The organism is Citrobacter sp. C348 (assembly GCF_047467975.1).
GTDB lineage: Bacteria > Pseudomonadota > Gammaproteobacteria > Enterobacterales > Enterobacteriaceae > Citrobacter > Citrobacter gillenii.
Genome location: NZ_JASJUJ010000009.1, coordinates 41,673 through 63,861 on the forward strand (window position 1 = coordinate 41,673; position 22,189 = coordinate 63,861).

Genomic DNA, 22,189 nt, shown 5'->3' on the forward strand with positions numbered 1-22,189 from the left:
GAATAGCTGCGCTTAATGCAGCACCGTCACCGCATCTTCCAGGCGCCCGGCGCGATGTTTCACCCGCACAGAAATTTGCGCGCTCTCTTCAACCAGCTCGGCATTTTTCTGCGTAATGTTGCTCAACTCATTCACCGCGCGAGTCAGGCTGGTCAGCCCGTCTGCCTGTTCCAGCGTCGAATGGCTGATTTGTGCGATCAGTTGGGTGACGTTCTGTACCTGCGCCACAATGTCGTCCATCGTGCGGCCAGCGGCGTGAACCTGGCTGGATCCGGACTGCACCTTGTCGGCACTGGCATCAATCAGCTTGCGGATGTCATTCGCCGCACTGGCGCTCCGGCTGGCAAGATGGCGTACTTCCCCTGCCACGACGGCAAACCCTTTCCCCTGCTCGCCCGCTCGCGCCGCTTCAACCGCCGCATTCAATGCCAGGATATTGGTCTGGAAAGCAATATCGTTAATCAGCGTGGTGATGGTGCCAATACGCTGGGTGCTGCTGGCGATATCGTCCATCGTTTTGATCACCGTCTCCATCGCCTCGCCTCCCTGCGTTGCCGCACTGCTGGCGGCAATCGAGAGTTTGTCAGCCGCAGATGCTGTCGCCGAGTTTTGCTTCACCGACGCCGCCATCTGGTTCATCGTCGTCACCGTTTCCTGCACGTTTTCAACCGTTTGCTGGGTATGCTTGTTTAAATCCTCACTCCCTTTTGCCAGTGTTTCGCTGTCGTTGCGCACGCAGGATACCTGGCTTGAAACGTCATGAATAAGCCAGCGACACATTAATCCCAACTGGCCAACCGATCGCAGCATCAGACCCAACTCATCGCTGCGGTTCAGGTGCGTCACGCTGTTGCGCTCGCCGGTCGCCACTTTCAGCGCCTGGCGGGCGACATTTTCTATCGGGCGTACAATTTGCCATTCGAAAATCGCCGTACCCGCCAGCATCACCAGCGCACTCACCAGCAGCAGCGGCCACGCCGCGCCCATTTGCTGCAACGCTGCCGCCAGCACGGCAAACATCAGTGTCATCACGCTGCGCACCCGCCAGCGAACCGGCAGCGCCGGCAGCTTTCCCAGCCAACTTTTACGCACCACGAGTCCCTTATGGATGCGTTTGTTGCAACGTCCTTCATTTAGCGCCTGATACAACGGCTCGACCGCCGCAATCTCCTCCTGCGTCGCCCGGGTTCGAATCGACATATACCCGGTCATTCGCCCTTCACGTACCATCGGCACCGCATTGGCTCGCACCCAGTAGTGATCGCCGTTTTTACAGCGATTTTTTACAATGCCGCTCCATGGCTCCCCCTGTTGCAGCGTGTACCACATATCAGCAAATGCCGCCTTGGGCATGTCCGGGTGACGAACCTGATTATGCGGCTTGCCGAGCAGCTCGCTCAGCTGATAGCCGCTAACCTGGACAAACGTGTCATTCGCATGAGTGATGTAGCTTTGTAAATCGGTAGTCGACATGAGGGTAATATCATCATCCAGCGGAGTATGCTGCTGACTAACGTAGGGATCAGAAGACATGGTTGCGTCCTATGCAGGTTATCTGGTTGTTAACTTTTTCGGCATATGTTATTTCGGCGATAATTTTTTTATCTTTAGTTGTTAAATTTGATTTAGATCGCAATTTGCGATTAAACCTCAGAATTTGTATGTTTTCTAATTCATTGATTTAAAATACTTTCATCCTGTAACTATTCAATCAGGCTTCACTCTGCGCACCGTCACAGTGCAACTTCTGCCTGTTTTTGGCGCAGAAGATCGCGTATCTCACCTGTTTTCAGAGAGTCAACCTGGGCAAAATACCGCCAAATGTTAACTTTTGGCATTAAATGTTTCGCAAATGAAATGTATCCTGGTGTTTATCCCGATTTTCGTTAAGCGCGCCGGGATGGCGTAATCCCTGCAATACTTAATTCAGTATCATGTGATACGCGAACTCCGGGAGCATATTTTGAACAGGTTACCTTCCAGCGCATCGGCCCTGGCCTGCAGCGCACACGCACTGAACCTCATCGAAAAGCGAACGCTTGATCATGAGGAAATGAAAGCACTTAACCGAGAGGTCATTGAATACTTCAAAGAGCATGTCAATCCGGGGTTCTTAGAGTATCGAAAATCTGTAACTGCCGGCGGGGATTACGGAGCCGTAGAGTGGCAAGCGGGAAGCCTGAATACGCTTGTCGACACCCAGGGACAGGAATTTGTTGACTGCCTGGGCGGTTTTGGAATTTTCAACGTGGGGCACCGTAATCCAGTAGTGGTCTCCGCCGTACAGAATCAACTCGCCAAACAACCTCTGCACAGCCAGGAATTGCTTGACCCCTTGCGGGCCATGTTGGCGAAAACGCTCGCCGCACTGGCACCCGGCAAGCTGAAATACAGCTTCTTTTGCAACAGCGGAACCGAGTCGGTTGAAGCGGCGCTGAAGCTGGCGAAGGCCTATCAGTCGCCACGCGGCAAATTTACCTTTATTGCCACCAGCGGCGCTTTCCACGGAAAATCGCTGGGCGCACTGTCCGCAACGGCCAAATCCACGTTTCGTAAACCGTTTATGCCGCTGTTGCCGGGCTTCCGTCATGTTCCGTTTGGTGACATTGACGCGATGCGTACCGTGCTCAGCGAGTGTAAAAAGACCGGTGACGATGTGGCCGCCGTGATCCTTGAGCCGATCCAGGGTGAAGGTGGCGTGATCCTGCCGCCGCAAGGCTATCTGACCGCCGTGCGCAAACTGTGCGACGAGTTTGGCGCGCTGATGATCCTTGATGAAGTGCAAACCGGCATGGGTCGTACTGGCAAGATGTTCGCCTGCGAGCACGAAAACGTGCAGCCCGACATTATGTGTCTGGCGAAAGCGCTAGGCGGCGGCGTGATGCCTATCGGTGCGACCATCGCGACCGAAGAGGTGTTCTCCGTGCTGTTCGATAACCCATTCCTGCACACCACCACCTTTGGCGGCAACCCGCTTTCCTGTGCGGCGGCACTCGCAACCATCAATGTCCTGCTGGAGCAGAATTTACCGGCTCAGGCAGAACAAAAAGGCGATATGTTGCTGGATGGCTTCCGACATCTGGCGCGGGAATACCCGGATCTGGTGCAGGACGTACGCGGTAAAGGCATGCTGATGGCGATCGAATTTGTTGATAATGAGATCGGCTACAACTTTGCCAGCGAGATGTTCCGCCAGCGGGTGTTGGTTGCCGGAACGCTGAACAACGCGAAGACGATCCGCATCGAACCACCGCTCACGTTAACCATCGAACAATGTGAGTTGGTATTACGCTCAACGCGTAAAGCGCTGGCCGCATTACGCGTCAGCGTGGAGCAAGTGTGACAGACGCCGGATGGCGCTGCACTTATCCGGCCTACGGGATCACATGTAGGCCGGATAGGGCGTAGCCGCCATCCGGCAGCATGACACGCTTACACAATCCGCACGCCTGCGGGCATCACGCGCTCTGGCGTCAACAGCACGCTTTCACTGCCATCGTCCGTTTCCGCACACAACAGCATGCATTCTGACGTTTCGCCGCGCATTTTCGCTTTTTGCAGATTACACAGCACCACCACCGTTTTCCCCATCAGCTCATCTTCGCGGTAGTAAGGCACCAGGCTGGTCACGGTTTGCAGCGTTCGTTCGCCGACATCAACCTGAACGATGTAGAGTTTATCGGCATTGTCATGACGCTTTACCTGGGTAATTGTTCCCACGCGAATTTCCATTCGGGCGAAATCCGTAAATGCGATCGTGTCCATTCTTTTCTCCTTTGGTAAAATTTTACTAAATGTTAGCAAAAAACCGTCCTGGCATTGTTCTCAAAAGCCGTAAAATGATGCGCCCATCACACTCTGAAAGCGGGGTTTTACCGTGAATATGTCAATTAGAGGTACTTTTTTTACTGAAAACAGGTGAATAGATAAGCACTTCATTTACAATGCGGGGGTAACTCAGGGAAAAGGTAAACATGGCAACACTTAAAGACATCGCAATCGAAGCTCGTGTATCCCTGGCGACAGTGTCCCGGGTGTTAAATGATGACCCGACGCTAAACGTAAAAGAAGAAACCAAGCGTCGCATTCTGGAGATCGCGGAAAAGCTGGAGTACAAAACCAGCAGCGCGCGTAAACACCAGACCAGTACGGTCGGCCCCCAGCATATTCTGGCGCTCTACAGCTACCAGCAGGATTTGGAAATCAACGATCCTTACTATCTCGCTATACGACACGGGATTGAAACGCAATGTGAAAAGCTGGGGATCGAACTGACCAACTGCTATGAACACAGCGGGTTGCCCGACCATAAAAATATTACCGGCATTCTCATCGTTGGTAAGCCATCTCCTGCCCAGCGCGCTGCAGCAACCGCGCTGACCGACAACATCTGCTTTATCGACTTTCATGAACCCGGCAGCGACTATGATGCCGTCGATATCGATCTGACCCGCATCAGCAAAGAGAGTATCGATTTTTTCATCGCCCAGGGCGTGACCCGCATTGGCTTCATCGGCGGTGAAGACGAGCCGGGCAAAGCGGATATCCGCGAGGCCGCGTTTGTCGAATACGGTCGCCTGCAGCAGGTGGTCTCGGAACACGATATCTATCGTGGCGGATTCTCCAGCTCGTCAGGTTATGAGTTGGCGAAAAAAATGCTGGCCAAAGAAGATTATCCCAGCGCCCTGTTTGTCGCCTCAGACTCAATCGCCATTGGCGTTCTGCGCGCAATTCACGAACGTGGCCTGGCGATTCCACAGGATATTTCGCTGATTAGCGTCAATGACATTCCGACGGCACGATTCACCTTCCCTCCGCTGTCCACCGTGCGTATCCATTCAGAAATGATGGGCAGTCAGGGCGTTAACTTGCTGTTTGAAAAAGCCCGTGACGGACGCGCGCTGCCGCTGCTGGTTTTCGTGCCCAGCAAGCTGAAACTGCGCGGCACCACCCGCTAACCTCCCTTTTTTCGCGCCCGGTTTCTTCTGATACCGGGCATGCTTTGTCATGCCTTGTTTTTCTCTGCACGGGTTATTTTCGTGATCAAGTTAAAGTAAATCATCTTACTCGCTATATTTTAGTAAAACTTTTACTAAAATCACCTGCAATGACACTTACTCACCATCACTTTGAATGGTTCCGATTTCTCTCCACCGGGAGGCCTTATGAATCGCTGGGAAAACATTCAGCTCACCCACGAAAATCGACTGGCGCCACGCGCATACTTTTTCTCTTATGACTCGGTTGCGCAGGCTCGCTCGTTTGCCCGTGAAACCAGCAGCCTTTTTCAACTGCTAAGCGGTCAGTGGAATTTTCAGTTCTTTGAGCATCCGCTGCAGGTGCCAGAAGCCTTTACGTCGCAGTATATGCACGACTGGGGCAGCATCACCGTCCCCGGCATGTGGCAGATGGAAGGACACGGCAAGCTGCAATATACCGACGAAGGTTTCCCGTTCCCGATTGATGTGCCCTACGTCCCCACCGATAACCCGACCGGTGCATATCAGCGGATGTTTACCCTCAGCGAAGGCTGGCAGGGAAAACAAACGCTGATTAAGTTCGACGGCGTTGAAACCTACTTCGAAGTGTACGTCAACGGCCAGTACGTGGGCTTCAGCAAGGGCAGTCGTCTGACGGCCGAATTTGATATCAGCGCAATGGTGCACACCGGTGACAACCTGCTGTGTGTGCGCGTGATGCAGTGGGCAGACTCTACCTACGTCGAAGACCAGGATATGTGGTGGTCTGCGGGGATCTTCCGCGACGTCTATCTGGTGGGCAAGCAGGCGACCCATATTCAGGATTTTACCGTTCGTACCGAGTTCGATGATAACTACCGTGATGCCACTCTCTCCTGCGACATTGTGCTGGAAAACCTTGCCGATTCACCGGCACAGACCTCGCTGGAATACACCTTATTTGACGGCGAGCGGGTGCTGCACAGCGGTGTTATCAGTCATCTGACTCTCGATAAGCTCACCCGTACTGCCTTTGATTTCGAGGTTAGTGCGCCACAGCAGTGGTCGGCTGAGTCGCCGTATCTTTATCATTTAGTGATGACGTTAAAAGATGCCAGCGGCAATATTATTGAGGTGGTTCCGCAGCGCGTCGGATTCCGCGACATTACGATCCGCGACGGGCTGTTTTACATCAACAACCACTACGTAATGCTGCACGGTGTTAACCGCCACGATAACGATCATCTGAAAGGCCGCGCGGTCGGAATGGATCGGGTCGAAAAAGATCTGCTGCTGATGAAGCAGCACAACATTAACTCGGTGCGTACCGCGCATTACCCGAACGATCCGCGCTTCTATGAGCTGTGCGATATCTACGGCCTGTTTGTGATGGCCGAGACCGACGTCGAATCCCACGGCTTCGCCAACGTCGGCGATATCAGTCGCATCACCGACGATCCGACCTGGGAACCGGTATACGTTGAGCGCATCGTGCGCCACATCCACGCACAGAAAAACCATCCGTCGATCGTCATCTGGTCACTGGGCAACGAATCCGGGTACGGCTGTAATATTCGTGCCATGTACCACGCTGCGAAAGCGCTGGATAACACGCGTCTGGTGCATTACGAAGAAGATCGCGACGCCGAAGTGGTGGACATTATTTCCACCATGTATACCCGCGTGCCGCTGATGAATGAGTTTGGTGAATATCCGCATCCGAAACCACGCATCATCTGCGAATACGCCCACGCCATGGGTAACGGCCCCGGCGGGCTGACGGAATATCAAAACGTTTTTTACCAGCACGATTGCATTCAAGGACACTATGTCTGGGAATGGTGCGACCATGGCATTCAGGCAAAAGATGATAACGGCAACGTCTGGTATAAATTTGGCGGTGACTACGGCGACTACCCGAATAACTACAACTTCTGCCTCGACGGCCTGATTTACCCCGATCAAACACCGGGACCGGGTCTGAAAGAGTATAAGCAGGTGATCGCCCCAGTGAAGGTCTACGCGAAGGACCTGACGCGCGGTGAACTGCGTGTCGCAAATAAGCTGTGGTTCACCACGCTTGACGACTACACCCTGCAAATTGAAGTGCGGGCCGAAGGAGAAACGCTCTCCACGCAGCGGATTAAACTTCACGACGTGGCCCCCAACAGCGACGCACTGCTGCACTGCACGCTGCCGACGCTGGATGAGAGGGAAGCCTTTCTCAATGTCATCGTCAGCAAAGACTCCCGCACGTCCTACAGCGACGCCGGGCACCATATTGCCACTTACCAGTTCCCGCTAAAGGCCAGAACCGCTACGCCAGTGCCGTTTAGTCAGCAAAACGCCAGCGCCCTGACGCTGGAAGACGATCGCCTGCGCTGCACCGTTCGCGGCTATAACTTCGCGATAACCTTCTCAAAGCTGAACGGGAAGCCCATCAGCTGGAACGTGAATGGCGAAGAGCTCATTACCCGCGAGCCGAAGATAAATTTCTTCAAGCCGACGATTGATAACCACAAACAGGAGTTCGAAGGTCTCTGGCAGCCAAATCATTTACAGATTATGCAGGAGCATCTGCGGGATTTTGCCCTCGAACACACTGACAATGCGGTGGTGATTACCAGCCAGACGATCATCGCCCCGCCGGTATTTGATTTCGGTATGCGTTGCACCTACCGCTGGCGGGTAACGGTCGACGGTCAGCTGAATGTTGAGCTTTCCGGTCAGCCTTACGGCGAGTATCCGCACATTATTCCGTGCATTGGCTTCACCATGGGCATCAACGGTGATTTGGGGCAAGTCGCGTATTACGGACGTGGTCCGGGCGAGAATTACGCCGACAGCCAGCAGGCCAACATTATCGATATCTGGCGTTCGACCGTAGATGCGATGTTCGAGAACTACCCGTTCCCCCAAAACAACGGCAATCGCCAGGATGTGCGCTGGGCAGCGCTGACCAACCGCCATGGCAACGGTCTGCTGGTCGTCCCACAACGTCCTGTCAATTTAAGTGCCTGGCGCTATACGCCCGAAAATCTCTTTGCCGCACAGCACTGCAATGAACTCCAGCGCAGCGATGACATCTCTCTGAATCTGGACCATCAGCTACTGGGCCTGGGTTCCAACTCCTGGGGAAGCGAGGTGCTCGACGCCTGGCGCGTCTGGTTCCGCGAGTTCAACTACGGCTTTACGTTGCTGCCCATTTCCGGCACCGAGGCCACCGTTCAGACCACTGCTAATCGCGCCTTTGGCACGGAGTTCTTTTCCACGAATTTGCACAGCGAGAATACAAAATGAGGATCATCGATAACTTAGAGCAGTTCCGACAACTCTACGCTTCAGGTCGGAAGTGGCAGCGCTGCGTTGAGGCGATTGAAAATATCGACAACATTCAGCCCGGCGTCGCCCATTCCATCGGTGATTCGCTCACTTACCGCGTGGAGACCGACTCCGCTACCGATGCGCTATTTACCGGTCATCGCCGTTACTTTGAGGTGCATTACTACCTGCAAGGGCAGCAAAAAATTGAGTATGCCGCCAAAGAGGATTTACAGGTGGTTGAATACTATCGCGATGAAACCGATCGCGAATACCTGAAGGGATGCGGAAAAACGGTAGAAGTACACGAAGGGCAGCTGGTTATTTGCGACAACCACGAAGCCTACCGCTTTATCTGTAATAGCGCGGTGAAGAAAGTCGTACTCAAAGTCACCATCGAAGATGGTTATTTTCATAATAAATAAAAAGACAGGCGGCACAGAAGTTGTGCCGCCAGTACCCTACAATAATCAGGAATCGGAGATGTGCTATGTCTGATACCAAGCGTAATACCATCGGCAAGTTCGGCTTACTGTCGCTGACCTTTGCCGCCGTTTATAGTTTTAACAACGTAATCAATAATAATATTGAGCTTGGTCTGGCATCTGCACCGATGTTTTTCCTCGCCACGATTTTCTACTTTATTCCGTTCTGCTTAATCATTGCCGAATTTGTTTCGCTGAACAAAAACTCCGAAGCCGGTGTTTACGCATGGGTAAAAAGCTCACTGGGCGGGCGCTGGGCATTTATTACCGCCTACACCTACTGGTTCGTTAACCTGTTCTTTTTTACCTCGTTACTTCCGCGCGTAATCGCTTATGCCTCCTATGCATTTTTAGGCTACGAATACATTTTGACGCCGTTCGCTACCACCGTGTTAAGTATGGTGCTGTTTGCCTTCTCAACCTGGGTTTCGACCAACGGCGCAAAAATGCTCGGGCCGATTACCTCCGTCACTTCCACGCTGATGCTGCTGTTGACGCTGTCTTATATTTTACTGGCGGGGACTGCGTTGGTTGGCGGTGTACAGCCTGCCGATCCCATCACCGTGGATGCCATGATCCCGAATTTTAACTGGGCCTTCCTCGGTATTACGACCTGGATTTTTATGGCGGCAGGCGGCGCGGAGTCCGTGGCGGTGTACGTCAACGACGTGAAGGGTGGCTCAAAATCATTTGTGAAAGTGATTATTATCGCCGGGATTTTTATCGGTGTGCTTTACTCAATCTCCTCAGTACTGATCAACGTTTTTGTCAGCAGCAAAGAGCTGAAGTTTACCGGTGGCTCGGTGCAGGTATTCCACGGTCTGGCCGCATACTTCGGCTTACCTGAGCTGGTGGTTAACCGCTTTGTCGGTCTGGTGTCCTTTACCGCAATGTTTGGGTCACTGCTGATGTGGACCGCAACGCCGGTTAAAATTTTCTTCTCCGAAATCCCGGAAGGTATTTTTGGCAAGAAAACCGTCGAACTGAATGAAAACGGCGTTCCCGCTCGCGCAGCCTGGATCCAGTTTTTGATCGTGATACCGCTGATGATTATCCCCACGCTCGGTTCGAATACCGTGCAGGATTTAATGAATACCATCATTAACATGACCGCTGCGGCATCCATGCTGCCTCCGCTGTTTATTATGCTGGCCTATTTGAATCTGCGCGCCAAGCTGGACCACTTACCGCGCGACTTCCGCATGGGATCGCAAAAAACCGGGATTATCGTGGTATCGATGCTGATTGCCCTGTTCACCATTGGATTTATCGCTTCAACGTTCCCAACCGGCGGCAACATTATCACCATTATTTTCTATAACGTCGGTGGTATTGTTATTTTCCTCGGTTTTGCCTGGTGGAAATACAGTAAATACATCAAAGGACTAACCAAAGAAGAAAAAGCCATTGAAGCCGCACCAGCTTCAGACAGTCATTAATTCATAAAACATAATAACAATAAACAATATTCGCCAAGGCTATAACAATAAAAACATTATTTTATTTTGCTTAGGATAGAAGCATGAAAATCAATAGCCATTGTTGCAGGGCATTTATTGCCCTGCCCTTTTTCTGTGTTTCCTCTCTGGGTGCAGAAGAAGTGCGACCGGCAGAACACGACGACACAAAAACGCCCGTAATATCCTCTCCCTCATTTCGTTTTTATGGAGAACTGGGAATGGGGGGATATATGGATTTAGAGGGACAGGATAAACATAAATACAGTGACGGAACCTATATCGAAGGGGGCCTGGAAATTAAACACGGCTCGTGGTTTGGTCTGATCTATGGCGAAGGCTGGACCGTACAGGCGGATCACCAGGGAAACGCCTGGGTGCCCGATCATAGCTGGGGCGGGTTTGAAGGCGGAATTAACCGATTTTACGGCGGTTACCGCACCGATGACGGCACGGAGCTAATGCTCAGCCTGCGCCAGGACTCATCGCTTGATGACCTGCAATGGTGGGGAGACTTCACGCCGGATCTGGGCTACGTCATCCCCAACACGCGCGACATCATGACCGCCATTAAGGTGCAAAACCTGACCGGCCCGCTGCGTTATAGCGTGACCGCCACGCCTGCCGGACATCATGATGAAAGCAAGGCCTGGCTGCACTTCGGCAAATACGATCGCTACGACGATAAGTATACCTATCCAGCCATGATGAATGGCTACATCCAGTACGACCTGACCGAAGGCGTAACCTGGATGAACGGTCTGGAGATCACCGACGGCACCGGACAACTGTTCCTGACCGGCCTTCTCTCGCCTAACTTTGCTGCGCGCGCCTGGCATCACACCGGACGCGCCGACGGCCTGGATGAATGGGGTACAGAGACCGGCTATATGGTCAGTGCCATGTATGAAGCGCTCAAAGGCGTCTACCTCTCCACCGCCTACAGCTATGCCAAACATCGGCCAGACAACGCCGAGGATGAAACCACCTCTTTTATGCAGTTCGGTATCTGGTATGAATACGGCAGCAGTCGTTTCGCCACCGCCTTCGACAGCCGGTTCTATATGCAAAATGCATCTGGCGACCCGAGCGACCAGATCTTCCTGATGCAATATTTCTATTGGTAACAAGGACCGGAATACCATGAACATGACACCTATTCTTACGCCGCTGGCGTGTGGGCTGCTGATGAGTTTTTCCGCACTGGCTGCTAACGTAGACAGCGTTAAAAACGTCATCAATCGCACCGGCGCGCCAGGTTATATGCACGACTACGATTATGACGACCATCAGCGCTTTAATCCCTTTTTCGACCTCGGCGCATGGCACGGACACCTGTTGCCGGATGGCCCTGCAACAATGGGCGGCTTCCCTGGCGTGGCGCTACTGACGGAAGAGTACATCAACTTTATGGCTACAAATTTTGACCGGCTGACGGTGTACCAGAACGGTAAAAAGGTCGATTTCACTCTCGAGGCTTACAGCCTGCCCGGCGCACTGGTACAGAAACTGTCATCCACTGCGGTGCAGATCGAGATGACGCTGCGCTTTGCCAGTTCGCATACCTCATTGCTGGAAACCAAAATCACCAGCAATACGCCGCTGGATCTGGTGTGGGACGGAGAGTTACTGGAAAAGCTGGAAGCGAAAGAGGGAAAACCCCTCTCCGATAAAACCATTGATGGCGAGTATCCGGACTACCAGCGAAAAATCATCGCTACGCGCGACGGCCTGAAGGTCACCTTCGGTAAAGTGCGATCAACCTGGGATCTGCTGACCTCCGGCGAGTCGGAGTATCAGGTACACAAATCACTTGCCATGAACACCACTGTTGATGGCCACCGATTTACCAGTAAAGCGCATATCAATGGCTCTACCACGCTTTACACCACCTATTCACATCTGTTGACCGCGCAGGAGGTCAGCAAAGAACAAGCGCAGATCCGCGATATTCTGGCGCGCCCGTCTTCTTACATGCTCGCCTCACAGCAGCGCTGGGAATCCTATCTCAAAAAAGGTTTAAACAACCCGGATGCCACCCCAGAACAAACCCGCGTGGCGGTGAAAGCGATTGAAACGCTGAACGGTAACTGGCGCTCACCGGGCGGCGCAGTTAACTACAATACCGTGACGCCGTCGGTAACGGGCCGCTGGTTCTCTGGCAACCAGACCTGGCCGTGGGACACCTGGAAGCAGGCGTTTGCAATGGCGCACTTTAACCCGGATATCGCGAAAGAAAATATTCGCGCTGTTTTCTCGTGGCAGGTTAAACCCGGCGATCCGGTGCGCCCACAGGACGCGGGATTTATTCCCGATCTGATTGCCTGGAACCTCAGCCCGGAACGCGGTGGTGATGGCGGTAACTGGAACGAGCGCAATACCAAGCCCAGCCTGGCGGCATGGTCGGTGATGGAAGTCTACAACGTCACCAAAGACAAATCCTGGCTCGAAGAAATGTACCCGAAACTGGTGGCATACCACGACTGGTGGCTGCGTAACCGCGATCATAACGGCAACGGCGTTCCAGAGTACGGCGCCACTCGCGATAAAGCGCACAACACCGCCAGCGGCGAGATGCTGTTCACGGTGAAAAAGGGTGACAAAGAAGAAACCCTGTCAGGGCTGCAAAACTATGCCGCTGTTACCCGCAACGGCCAGTATGACAGTCTGGAGATCCCGGCGCAGGTCGCCGCCTCGTGGGAATCCGGACGTGACGACGCCGCGGTGTTTGGTTTCATCGACAAAGAACAACTGGATAAGTACGTCGCTAACGGTGGCAAACGCAGCGACTGGGTGGTGAAATTCGCTGAAAATCGCAGCCACGACGGAAAATTACTGGGCTATTCGCTGCTGCAGGAGTCGGTCGATCAGGCCAGCTACATGGTCAGCGATAACCATTACCTGGCGGAAATGGCGACCCTGCTCGGGAAAACGCAGGAGGCGAAACGCTATCAGGCGCTGGCGACGAAACTGACGGATTACATCAATACCTGTATGTTCGATGCGACTACGCAGTATTTCTATGACGTTCGCATTGAAGATAAGCCGCTGGCAAACGGCTGTGCCGGAAAACCGATTGTCGAACGAGGGAAAGGGCCGGAAGGCTGGTCACCGCTGTTTAACGGCGCGGCCACGCAGCCTCATGCTGACGCGGTGGTGAAGGTGATGCTCGACCCGAAAGAGTTCAACACCTTTGTGCCGCTAGGCACCGCCGCACTCACCAATCCGGCTTTCGGCCCGGATATTTACTGGCGCGGGCGCGTGTGGGTGGATCAGTTCTGGTTTGGCTTAAAAGGGATGGCGCGCTATGGCTACCGTGATGACGCCCTGAAAATGGCAGATACGTTCTTCAAACATGCGAAAGGACTCACCGCAGACGGCCCGATTCAGGAAAACTATAACCCGCTGAACGGCGCGCAGCAGGGGGCACCTAACTTCTCGTGGAGCGCAGCGCATCTGTACATGTTGTATAGCGACTTTCTTAAAAAACAGTAAGCTGTGACCTGTTGCCGGATGGCGCTACGCTTATCCGGCCTACAAAGACACATTTTCACCGGCCGGATAAGGTGCGTGCACCGACATCCGGCAAATTCGTTCTCTGGCCTACTCTTTTTTGAATCCCATCACAATCACGGCATTCCCCTTTTCCCTTTTGCGCGGCGACGGCTAAATTAGTAACTCATCCGACCACATAACAATAATTTTACATACTGGACACCTTTATGAGCTATCCGTCGCTGTTCGCCCCGCTCGATTTGGGATTCACCACGCTTAAAAACCGCGTGTTGATGGGTTCAATGCATACCGGTCTGGAAGAGTATCCCGATGGTGCCGAACGGCTGGCCGCATTCTACGCCGAGCGCGCCCGTCACGGCGTCGCCCTGATTGTGAGCGGCGGCATTGCGCCCGCACTCTCCGGCGTAGGAATGGAAGGCGGCGCGATGTTAAACGACGCCAGCCAGCTACCGCATCACCGCGTAATTACCGACGCTGTGCATGAGGAAGGCGGCAAAATCGCGCTGCAGATCCTGCACACCGGACGCTACAGCTATCAGCCGCATCTGGTTGCGCCCTCCGCTATTCAGGCCCCCATCAACCGCTTTACCCCACATGAACTGAGCCACGATGAAGTGCTACAGCTGATTGAGGATTTTGCCCATTGTGCACAGCTGGCGCGGGAAGCAGGCTACGACGGCGTAGAGGTAATGGGCTCAGAAGGCTACCTGATCAACGAATTTCTTACTCTGCGTACCAATCAGCGGACTGACCAATGGGGCGGCGATTACGCCAACCGCATGCGTTTTGCCGTCGAGGTGGTACGGGCCGTTCGCCAGCGTGCCGGTAACGACTTTATTATTATCTTTCGCCTGTCGATGCTCGACCTGGTGGAAAATGGCGGCACGTTTGACGAAACCGTCCAGTTGGCGAAAGCCATTGAGGCAGCTGGTGCTACGATCATCAACACCGGGATCGGCTGGCACGAAGCACGGATCCCGACCATCGCCACGCCGGTACCGCGCGGAGCGTTTAGCTGGGTGACACGCAAGCTGAAAGGTCACGTAACGGTTCCACTGGTCACTACCAACCGCATTAACGATCCGGGCGTTGCCGACGATATTCTGGCCCGTGGCGATGCCGATATGGTGTCGATGGCACGCCCGTTCCTTGCCGATGCCGAACTGCTGTCAAAAGCGCAAAGCGGGCGAGCGGATGAGATCAACACCTGCATAGGCTGTAACCAGGCTTGTCTGGATCAGATCTTCGTCGGCAAAGTGACGTCCTGCCTGGTGAACCCCCGCGCCTGTCATGAAACCAAAATGCCAATCGTACCGGCGACACAGCTGAAGAATCTGGCGGTAGTCGGTGCTGGTCCTGCGGGGCTCGCCTTTGCTATCAACGCCGCTTCACGCGGTCATCAGGTCACGTTATTTGATGCCAACGCGGAGATCGGCGGACAGTTCAATATCGCCAAACAGATCCCCGGCAAAGAAGAATTTTACGAAACGTTGCGCTATTACCGCCGGATGATCGACGTTACCGGCGTAACGCTGAAGCTGAATCATTTTGTCACCGCAGACGATCTGATCTCGTTTGATGAAGTGATCCTCGCCAGCGGGATCGAACCGCGCACGCCGCCGATCGACGGTATCGATCATCCTAAGGTGCTGACCTATCTTGATGTCTTACGTGATAAAACGCCGGTAGGTCAACGCGTGGCGATTATCGGCAGCGGCGGGATCGGCTTTGATACCGCGATGTATCTGAGCCAGCCCGGCGAGCCCACCAGCCAAAACATTGCGGAATTCTGCGTGGAATGGGGAATCGATACCAGCCTCCAGCAAGCAGGTGGTTTACGCCCGGAAGGGCCACAGTTATCCCGTAGCCCGCGCCAGATAGTCATGTTGCAGCGTAAAGCCAGTAAACCGGGACAAGGGTTAGGTAAAACCACGGGCTGGATCCATCGCGCCACCCTGCTGTCGCGTGGTGTGAAAATGATCCCGGGAGTGAGCTATCAGAAGATCGATGATGATGGACTGCACGTGTTGATCAACGGCGAGCCGCAGATCCTGAACGTGGATCATGTGGTAATTTGTGCAGGTCAGGAACCTCGTCGTGGACTGGTCGATCCGCTGCATGCGGCCGGTAAAACAGTACATCTGATCGGCGGGTGTGATGTGGCGTTAGAACTGGATGCCCGGCGCGCCATCGCGCAAGGCACCCGACTGGCGCTGGAAATTTAACGTCATGTCTTTCGTAAGCCGGATAAGGCAATTGCGCGCATCGTTGCCTGATGGCGCTACGCTTATCAGGCCTACGGGGTAGCTCGCTGTAGGCCTGATAAGGCGTTAGCCGCCATCCGGCATCAGCGATTAGCGGCGACGCCCTAATTTCACCGCTTTCAGCACCACAAATTTGTTGTTGGTGGCGATGGTTTCGCAGTTACCGAAAATCTTCTTCAGCTTGTGGAAGTAGTCGAGATGACGGTTCGCCACGATATACAGCTCGCCGTTAATCTTCAGGCAACGGCGGGCGTGGTGGAACATCTCCCACGCGATGTTATCAGTCAGTGCGTGCTTCTGATGGAACGGCGGGTTACACAGCACAGCGTTATAGCGGAACGGTTCCACGCCAGACAGCGCGTTGTTGATCATAAACTCGCAGCGGTCCAGCGCGTCTGGCATGTTGGTTTCCACGTTCAGACGGCTGGACGCCACCGCCATCGGCGATTCATCCACAAACACCACGCTCGCTTGCGGGTTCTTCTCCAGCAACGTCAGACCCACTACGCCATTACCGCAACCGAGATCGACAATCTCACCTTCCAGATTGTCCGGCAGATGTTCGATAAAGAAACGTGCGCCAATATCCAGCCCGGTACGGGAGAAGACGTTGGCGTGGTTGTGGATCGTCCAGTCGGTGCCTTCCAGCTTCCAGCTCAGCGTTTGTGAGGCGTCAGCCAGTTCAGGATTGCTGAACGTACAGTTGATCAGACGGGCTTTTTTCCATGCCAGCGTGGTGGTGGTTGGGCCCAGCACCTTTTCAAACAGCTCAAGCGTCGAGGTATGCACATCGCGCGCCTTCGCCCCGGCGATAATACGCGTTTGCGGCGTGACGACCAGGCGTAGCGCACGCAACTGCTGTTCCAGCAGCGCCATGGTTTTTGGCAGCTTAATCAGTACCACGCCCGGCGCCTGTGGGTAATCGACCGTGCTGTCGAGGAACTGGACGCTGGATTCGGCAATGTCGTTATGACGCAGGTTTTCACGCGTTGCCAGTTCGCTTAAATAAGAGTCGCCAATGCTGTACGGCGAATGTTCCGCCAGCGCACAGCCCAGCGCACCGAAGGTATCATTCAGGAGCAGCACCGGGCCGCAAATCTCGGTATCGTCCAGCTGTTGCAGCAGATATTCATCTGCAGCTTCCCACGCCAGCAGCGGGTTAACGTCATCCGTTTCCGGGAAACGTTTAAGTGACAGCGAACGGAAACCGTTGTCTATGTGGCTCATCGGCCCTCCTGAATGGTAAAATTTCGGCGTATCCCTGAAAAGGGTGCGTGAGTATACACTTTTTATACTTTATATGGGGCACAAATGAGTCAGTTGACCTATCTGCAGGGCTACCCGGAGCATTTACTTGATCAGGTTCGAACCTTGATTAGCGAGCAACGTCTGGGCGCGGTCCTGGAAAAGCGTTATCCGGGTACGCATGACTTCGCGACCGATAAGGCGCTCTGGCAATATACCCAGGATCTGAAAAGTCAGTTTCTGCGCAATGCCCCACCGCTCAATAAAGTGATGTATGACAGTAAGATCCACGTGTTGAAGAATGCGCTTGGACTGCATACTGCCGTCTCTCGCGTGCAGGGCGGCAAGCTGAAAGCAAAAGCGGAAATTCGCGTCGCCACCGTATTTCGCAACGCCCCGGAACCTTTTTTACGCATGATCGTGGTTCATGAACTGGCGCATCTGAAAGAAAAAGAACACGACAAAGCGTTTTACCAGCTGTGCTGCCATATGGAACCTCAGTATCACCAGCTGGAGTTCGACACCCGCCTGTGGTTAACGCAACAATCGCTAAAACAAACTGCGCAGTAGCGCACTGGCTTTGTCAGCAAGGCATGCTAAATTGGCGCAAGGATCCCTTTTCGCAGCCTGAAGGCCTTTATGATACGTTTCGCAGTGATTGGCACAAACTGGATCACCCGCCAGTTTGTGGATGCCGCCCATGAAACCGGCAAATATAAGTTAACCGCAGTCTATTCCCGCAGCCTTGAACAGGCACAAACCTTCGCTAACGATTATCTCGTCGAGCATCTGTTTACCTCGCTGGACGCGATGGCGCAAAGCGACGCCATTGATGCGGTGTATATCGCCAGCCCAAACTCTCTGCACTTCCCGCAGACCGAGCTGTTCTTACGCCATAAAAAGCACGTCATTTGTGAGAAACCGCTGGCATCAAACCTGGCAGAAGTCGATGCCGCTATCGCCTGCGCTCGGGAAAATCAGGTGGTGCTGTTTGAGGCGTTTAAAACCGCCTGCCTGCCCAATTTCCTGCTGCTGCAGCAATCTCTGCCCAAGGTAGGAAATGTCAGAAAGGCGTTTATCAATTACTGCCAGTACTCTTCACGCTACCAGCGTTATCTGAACGGTGAAAACCCGAATACCTTTAATCCAGCGTTCTCAAATGGCTCGATTATGGATATCGGCTTTTACTGCCTGGCTTCGGCGGTTGCGCTGTGGGGCGAACCGCAGAGCGTACAGGCCAGCGCCAGCCTGCTGGCAAGCGGTGTTGATGCCCACGGCGTTGTGGTGCTGAACTACGGTGATTTCAGCGTCACGTTACAGCATTCCAAAGTGAGCGACTCGGTGCTGGCCAGCGAGATTCAGGGCGAATCAGGGTCACTGGTTATTGAGAAAATCTCCGAATGCCAGAAAGTCTGTTTTGTTCCGCGTGGTGGAAAAACGCAGGATCTGACGGTGCCTCAGCACATCAATACTATGCTGTATGAGGCAGAGCGCTTTGCTCATCTGGTTGAATCCGGCGAAGTGGATCACCAGGCACTGGCTGTCAGTCGTATTACCGCTAAGCTGCAAACAGAAATTCGCCGCCAGACCGGCGTCGTTTTCCCAGCGGATAGCGCGAACACGTCGCTGATTGCGTAAAACTGTGTAAAACGAATGTTGCAGGCCATTGACTGAAAGCGTGGCCTGTAATACTTTGTTACCCGCAAAGGGGAGTAACTTCGTTGTCGGTTGATCGTCATTACGATGTGTGAAAAACCACATCCGGTCGCCGGGCGATAACAAAGGAATACGTCAACGTATTCCTTTGTTGTTGTAAGTGAGACCTTGCCGAATGGCAAGGTCTATGCATGAAAAGCAGCGGCTAACGTCATTCGGCGTTGGCCGTTTTTTTATGCATGGGGAAAAATAATGAATACTGTCGGCACACCGTTGTTATGGGGTGGCTTCGCTGTTGTAGTGGTGATTATGCTGGCCATCGACCTGCTGTTACAGGGTCGTCGCGGCGCGCATACGATGTCAATGAAGCAGGCAGCCGCCTGGTCAATCGTCTGGGTCACGTTGTCGTTACTGTTTAACGCCGTATTCTGGTGGTATCTGGCAGAAACTCAGGGGCGCGCCGTCGCAGACCCGCAGGCACTGGCATTCCTCACCGGCTATTTGATCGAGAAATCGCTGGCGGTGGATAACGTCTTTGTCTGGCTGATGCTGTTTAGCTACTTCTCGGTACCGCCAGCGTTGCAGCGTCGGGTGCTGGTGTATGGCGTGCTGGGGGCGATAGTTCTGCGTACGATTATGATCTTCGCAGGCAGCTGGCTTATCACCCAGTTCGAATGGCTGCTGTACGTGTTCGGCGCGTTCCTGCTGTTTACTGGTGTGAAGATGGCGCTGGCAAAAGAAGATGCTTCCGGCATTGGCGACAGGCCGTTAGTACGCTGGCTGCGCGGTCATCTGCGTATGACCGACACCATCGAGAACGAGCATTTCTTCGTGCGTAAAAACGGTCTGCTGTTCGTTACGCCGCTGATGCTGGTGCTGATTCTGGTTGAGTTGAGCGATGTTATCTTTGCCGTCGACAGCATCCCGGCCATCTTTGCCGTGACCACCGACCCGTTCATCGTGCTGACCTCTAACCTGTTTGCCATTCTGGGTCTGCGCGCGATGTACTTCCTGCTGGCCGGCGTGGCGGAGCGTTTCTCGATGCTGAAGTACGGCCTGTCGATCATTCTGGTGTTTATCGGCATCAAGATGCTGATCGTCGACTTCTACCACATCCCTATCGCTATCTCGTTAGGCGTGGTGTTCGGGATCCTGTTTGTGACGCTGATTGTGAATGCGTGGGTCAACCACCAGCACGATAAAAAGCAGAAAATACAGTAAGTTTCATCTGCTAGCTGAAAAGCCCGACAGCACACTGTATGCGTCGGGCTTTTTGTTTAACATGTCACCATAATGTTAATTCAAAGTTATAAAATATGATCTCAGCGTAATATCCAGGATATTTCTCTTCCCGAAGCTGGTTCTTTCCTTATACTCAGCCATGCAAACATTTGCCTCACTCTGAAAGATGCGTCTATAGAACGCACAAGGGTCAGGCGACAACACAATAAAAGGATTACGAAATGACTACGCAACGTTCGTCGGGGCTTTTCTCGCGTTTGGCGCAAGGGAGCCTTGTTAAGCAAATTTTGGTAGGTTTGGTACTGGGGATTGCGCTGGCACTGATCTCAAAACCGGCTGCAGAAGCTGCGGGTTTGCTGGGCACCCTGTTCGTCGGCGCATTAAAAGCCGTCGCCCCCATCCTGGTTCTGATGCTGGTAATGGCCTCTATTGCGAACCATCAGCATGGGCAAAAAACCAATATCCGCCCGATTCTGTTCCTCTACCTGCTCGGTACCTTCTCCGCGGCATTAGCGGCAGTGGTGTTCAGCTTTGCCTTCCCCTCGACGCTGCATCTTGCCAGCAGCGCTAACGATATTGTGCCACCATCGGGCATTGTCGAAGTGATGCGCGGGCTGTTGATGAGTATGGTGTCGAACCCGATTGATGCCCTGCTTAACGCGAACTATATCGGCATTCTGGTATGGGCCGTCGGCCTGGGCTTTGCCCTGCGCCACGGGAATGAAACGACCAAGAATCTGGTCAACGATATGTCCAACGCCGTCACCTTTATGGTGAAACTGGTGATCCGTTTCGCGCCAATCGGTATTTTTGGTCTGGTCTCATCCACGCTGGCCAGCACCGGTTTTGCCACGCTGTGGGGCTACGCGCAGCTGCTGGCGGTACTGGTTGGTTGTATGCTGTTGGTGGCTTTCGTGGTCAACCCGCTGCTGGTGTTCTGGAAAATTCGTCGCAACCCGTATCCGCTGGTGCTGGCTTGCCTGCGTGAAAGCGGCGTGTACGCTTTCTTTACCCGCAGCTCTGCCGCCAACATTCCGGTGAATATGGCGCTGTGCGAGAAGCTGAATCTGGACCGCGATACCTACTCGGTTTCTATCCCACTGGGTGCAACCATTAACATGGCTGGCGCGGCGATCACCATTACCGTGCTGACGCTGGCTGCGGTGAATACACTGGGGATCCCGGTTGATTTACCGACTGCGCTGCTGTTGAGCGTCGTGGCATCGCTTTGTGCCTGTGGCGCGTCTGGCGTGGCGGGTGGCTCTCTGCTGCTGATCCCACTGGCGTGTAATATGTTCGGTATCCCGAATGATATCGCCATGCAGGTGGTTGCCGTCGGCTTTATTATCGGCGTATTGCAGGACTCCTGTGAAACCGCACTGAACTCCTCAACCGACGTGTTGTTTACCGCTGCAGCCTGCCAGGCTGAAGACGAGCGTCTGGCGAATAACGCCCTGCGCGGCTAATCACTTTTCCCCTCCGTCATGGTGCGGAGGGGTTTTCTTTCTGTACGCTTTTTTCAATTTTGAAGGGATCTATTCCCCGTTTTTGCATGCGTCTGAAACGAATAATATTTAGGCCGTTCATCACCAGAAAACTGCCTTCAATCATCGTGCCGCCAATCGATCCCAACCAGAAATTATGCACCACCCAGCAGGCAGTCGCGCACCACATCACACAGCGGACGGTTAATCCTTTACAGCGAAACAGCGCCCAGGTGCTGGCCAGCGTGCCAATAATGGGGAGTAACTCCATCGCATGCTGTAGTTTCGCCAACCCAAGAACCAGCGTGAGAACGATAAAAACGGTCATCACCCACAGTTTGCGGGTGCGCATCGAGACCAGGGTTCGGATGGTGTTTAGCTCCGCACTCATCCCCGCGGGCCAGGCCCCCATCAAAAAGAAGTGTACCCCGATAGTGGCACTATAGACGGCAAGCTGCAGCCTGAAGCGGCGCTCATCGCGGTTGAAAAAGGTGGTAATCCCGATCAGAAAGGCGATGACACCTACGCCCTGGGCCAGCCAATACGCGGTCATGAAAAATC

16 protein-coding genes are annotated in these 22,189 nt (G+C 53.7%); 12 read left to right on the forward strand and 4 right to left on the reverse strand.

The annotated features are described in order from the left end of the window. Positions 1-12 precede the first annotated feature (12 nt). On the reverse strand, positions 13-1,533 hold the full coding sequence (locus QNN86_RS16805; RefSeq protein WP_414211851.1) for a methyl-accepting chemotaxis protein: 1,521 nt from the start codon (positions 1,531-1,533) through the stop codon (positions 13-15). A gap of 430 nt (positions 1,534-1,963) precedes the next feature. Between QNN86_RS16805 and ygjG the strand changes: the two genes are divergently transcribed. Then, positions 1,964-3,343 (forward strand): putrescine aminotransferase, encoded by a 1,380-nt coding sequence (ygjG, locus tag QNN86_RS16810; protein ID WP_167456048.1) that lies wholly within the window; start codon positions 1,964-1,966, stop codon positions 3,341-3,343. Between the two features lie 89 nt (positions 3,344-3,432). Here ygjG and QNN86_RS16815 read toward each other — a convergent pair whose 3' ends face one another. Next, a complete protein-coding gene (locus tag QNN86_RS16815; protein ID WP_115257439.1) occupies positions 3,433-3,765 on the reverse strand; it encodes a tRNA-binding protein in 333 nt (110 codons plus the stop codon). A gap of 209 nt (positions 3,766-3,974) precedes the next feature. On the opposite strand from QNN86_RS16815, the gene ebgR reads away from it, so the two are divergent. From ebgR to QNN86_RS16850, 7 genes are all read left to right on the forward strand, one after another. Then, the gene (gene ebgR / locus QNN86_RS16820; protein WP_096755596.1) at positions 3,975-4,958 is read left to right on the forward strand and encodes a transcriptional regulator EbgR; all 984 of its coding nucleotides are present in this window, start codon (positions 3,975-3,977) and stop codon (positions 4,956-4,958) included. A 207-nt stretch (positions 4,959-5,165) separates the two neighbouring features. Beyond that, positions 5,166-8,258, forward strand: a complete 3,093-nt coding sequence (ebgA, locus tag QNN86_RS16825; RefSeq protein ID WP_414211855.1) for a beta-galactosidase subunit alpha — start codon at positions 5,166-5,168, stop codon at positions 8,256-8,258. Continuing rightward, complete coding sequence (locus QNN86_RS16830) at positions 8,255-8,704, forward strand: beta-galactosidase subunit beta (RefSeq protein WP_115257437.1); 450 nt, start codon at positions 8,255-8,257, stop codon at positions 8,702-8,704. The genes ebgA and QNN86_RS16830 overlap by 4 nt, the downstream gene beginning before the upstream one ends. A 65-nt stretch (positions 8,705-8,769) precedes the next feature. Next, positions 8,770-10,203, forward strand: a complete 1,434-nt coding sequence (locus QNN86_RS16835; protein ID WP_096755593.1) for an amino acid permease — start codon at positions 8,770-8,772, stop codon at positions 10,201-10,203. A gap of 83 nt (positions 10,204-10,286) precedes the next feature. Then, entirely contained in the window at positions 10,287-11,348 is a 1,062-nt protein-coding gene (gene ygjJ, locus QNN86_RS16840; RefSeq protein ID WP_414211858.1) for a protein YgjJ, read from the forward strand. Between the two features lie 16 nt (positions 11,349-11,364). Continuing rightward, entirely contained in the window at positions 11,365-13,716 is a 2,352-nt protein-coding gene (gene ygjK / locus QNN86_RS16845) for an alpha-glucosidase (RefSeq protein WP_414211860.1), read from the forward strand. 227 nt (positions 13,717-13,943) lie between these two features. Then, a complete protein-coding gene (locus QNN86_RS16850; RefSeq protein ID WP_279277614.1) occupies positions 13,944-15,962 on the forward strand; it encodes an FAD-dependent oxidoreductase in 2,019 nt (672 codons plus the stop codon). Positions 15,963-16,091: 129 nt separating this feature from the next. Here QNN86_RS16850 and rlmG read toward each other — a convergent pair whose 3' ends face one another. Beyond that, positions 16,092-17,228, reverse strand: coding sequence for a 23S rRNA (guanine(1835)-N(2))-methyltransferase RlmG (rlmG, locus tag QNN86_RS16855; RefSeq protein WP_115257432.1), 1,137 nt, complete (start codon positions 17,226-17,228; stop codon positions 16,092-16,094). A gap of 84 nt (positions 17,229-17,312) precedes the next feature. Here rlmG and QNN86_RS16860 point away from each other — a divergent pair, with 84 nt between their 5' ends. The 4 genes from QNN86_RS16860 (at position 17,313) to sstT (ending at position 21,610) form a co-directional block, all read left to right on the forward strand. Beyond that, positions 17,313-17,816: a M48 family metallopeptidase gene (locus QNN86_RS16860; protein ID WP_117342711.1), complete on the forward strand. Its 504-nt coding sequence runs from the start codon at positions 17,313-17,315 to the stop codon at positions 17,814-17,816. A 69-nt stretch (positions 17,817-17,885) separates the two neighbouring features. Further along, positions 17,886-18,884 carry a Gfo/Idh/MocA family protein gene (locus QNN86_RS16865; RefSeq protein WP_414211864.1) on the forward strand — a complete coding sequence of 333 codons (999 nt, stop codon included), beginning with the start codon at positions 17,886-17,888 and terminating at the stop codon, positions 18,882-18,884. A 270-nt stretch (positions 18,885-19,154) separates the two neighbouring features. Then, entirely contained in the window at positions 19,155-20,123 is a 969-nt protein-coding gene (locus tag QNN86_RS16870) for a TerC family protein (RefSeq protein ID WP_414211866.1), read from the forward strand. A gap of 242 nt (positions 20,124-20,365) precedes the next feature. After that, the gene (sstT, locus tag QNN86_RS16875) at positions 20,366-21,610 is read left to right on the forward strand and encodes a serine/threonine transporter SstT (protein WP_181617971.1); all 1,245 of its coding nucleotides are present in this window, start codon (positions 20,366-20,368) and stop codon (positions 21,608-21,610) included. 16 nt (positions 21,611-21,626) lie between these two features. On the opposite strand, the gene QNN86_RS16880 is transcribed toward sstT, so the two are convergent. Continuing rightward, complete coding sequence (locus QNN86_RS16880; protein ID WP_115257430.1) at positions 21,627-22,181, reverse strand: YgjV family protein; 555 nt, start codon at positions 22,179-22,181, stop codon at positions 21,627-21,629. Between the last annotated feature and the right edge of the window lie 8 nt (positions 22,182-22,189).

What these genes read in the sequence shown, in the direction of transcription:
- QNN86_RS16805 (WP_414211851.1), bottom strand. Translation starts at nt 1,533, where the DNA reads ATGTCTTCTGATCCCTACGTTAGTCAGCAGCATACTCCGCTGGATGAT.
- QNN86_RS16815 (WP_115257439.1), bottom strand. Translation starts at nt 3,765, where the DNA reads ATGGACACGATCGCATTTACGGATTTCGCCCGAATGGAAATTCGCGTG.
- ebgR (WP_096755596.1), top strand. Translation starts at nt 3,975, where the DNA reads ATGGCAACACTTAAAGACATCGCAATCGAAGCTCGTGTATCCCTGGCG.
- ebgA (WP_414211855.1), top strand. Translation starts at nt 5,166, where the DNA reads ATGAATCGCTGGGAAAACATTCAGCTCACCCACGAAAATCGACTGGCG.
- QNN86_RS16830 (WP_115257437.1), top strand. Translation starts at nt 8,255, where the DNA reads ATGAGGATCATCGATAACTTAGAGCAGTTCCGACAACTCTACGCTTCA.
- QNN86_RS16835 (WP_096755593.1), top strand. Translation starts at nt 8,770, where the DNA reads ATGTCTGATACCAAGCGTAATACCATCGGCAAGTTCGGCTTACTGTCG.
- ygjJ (WP_414211858.1), top strand. Translation starts at nt 10,287, where the DNA reads ATGAAAATCAATAGCCATTGTTGCAGGGCATTTATTGCCCTGCCCTTT.
- ygjK (WP_414211860.1), top strand. Translation starts at nt 11,365, where the DNA reads ATGAACATGACACCTATTCTTACGCCGCTGGCGTGTGGGCTGCTGATG.
- QNN86_RS16850 (WP_279277614.1), top strand. Translation starts at nt 13,944, where the DNA reads ATGAGCTATCCGTCGCTGTTCGCCCCGCTCGATTTGGGATTCACCACG.
- rlmG (WP_115257432.1), bottom strand. Translation starts at nt 17,228, where the DNA reads ATGAGCCACATAGACAACGGTTTCCGTTCGCTGTCACTTAAACGTTTC.
- QNN86_RS16860 (WP_117342711.1), top strand. Translation starts at nt 17,313, where the DNA reads ATGAGTCAGTTGACCTATCTGCAGGGCTACCCGGAGCATTTACTTGAT.
- QNN86_RS16865 (WP_414211864.1), top strand. Translation starts at nt 17,886, where the DNA reads ATGATACGTTTCGCAGTGATTGGCACAAACTGGATCACCCGCCAGTTT.
- QNN86_RS16870 (WP_414211866.1), top strand. Translation starts at nt 19,155, where the DNA reads ATGAATACTGTCGGCACACCGTTGTTATGGGGTGGCTTCGCTGTTGTA.
- sstT (WP_181617971.1), top strand. Translation starts at nt 20,366, where the DNA reads ATGACTACGCAACGTTCGTCGGGGCTTTTCTCGCGTTTGGCGCAAGGG.
- QNN86_RS16880 (WP_115257430.1), bottom strand. Translation starts at nt 22,181, where the DNA reads ATGACCGCGTATTGGCTGGCCCAGGGCGTAGGTGTCATCGCCTTTCTG.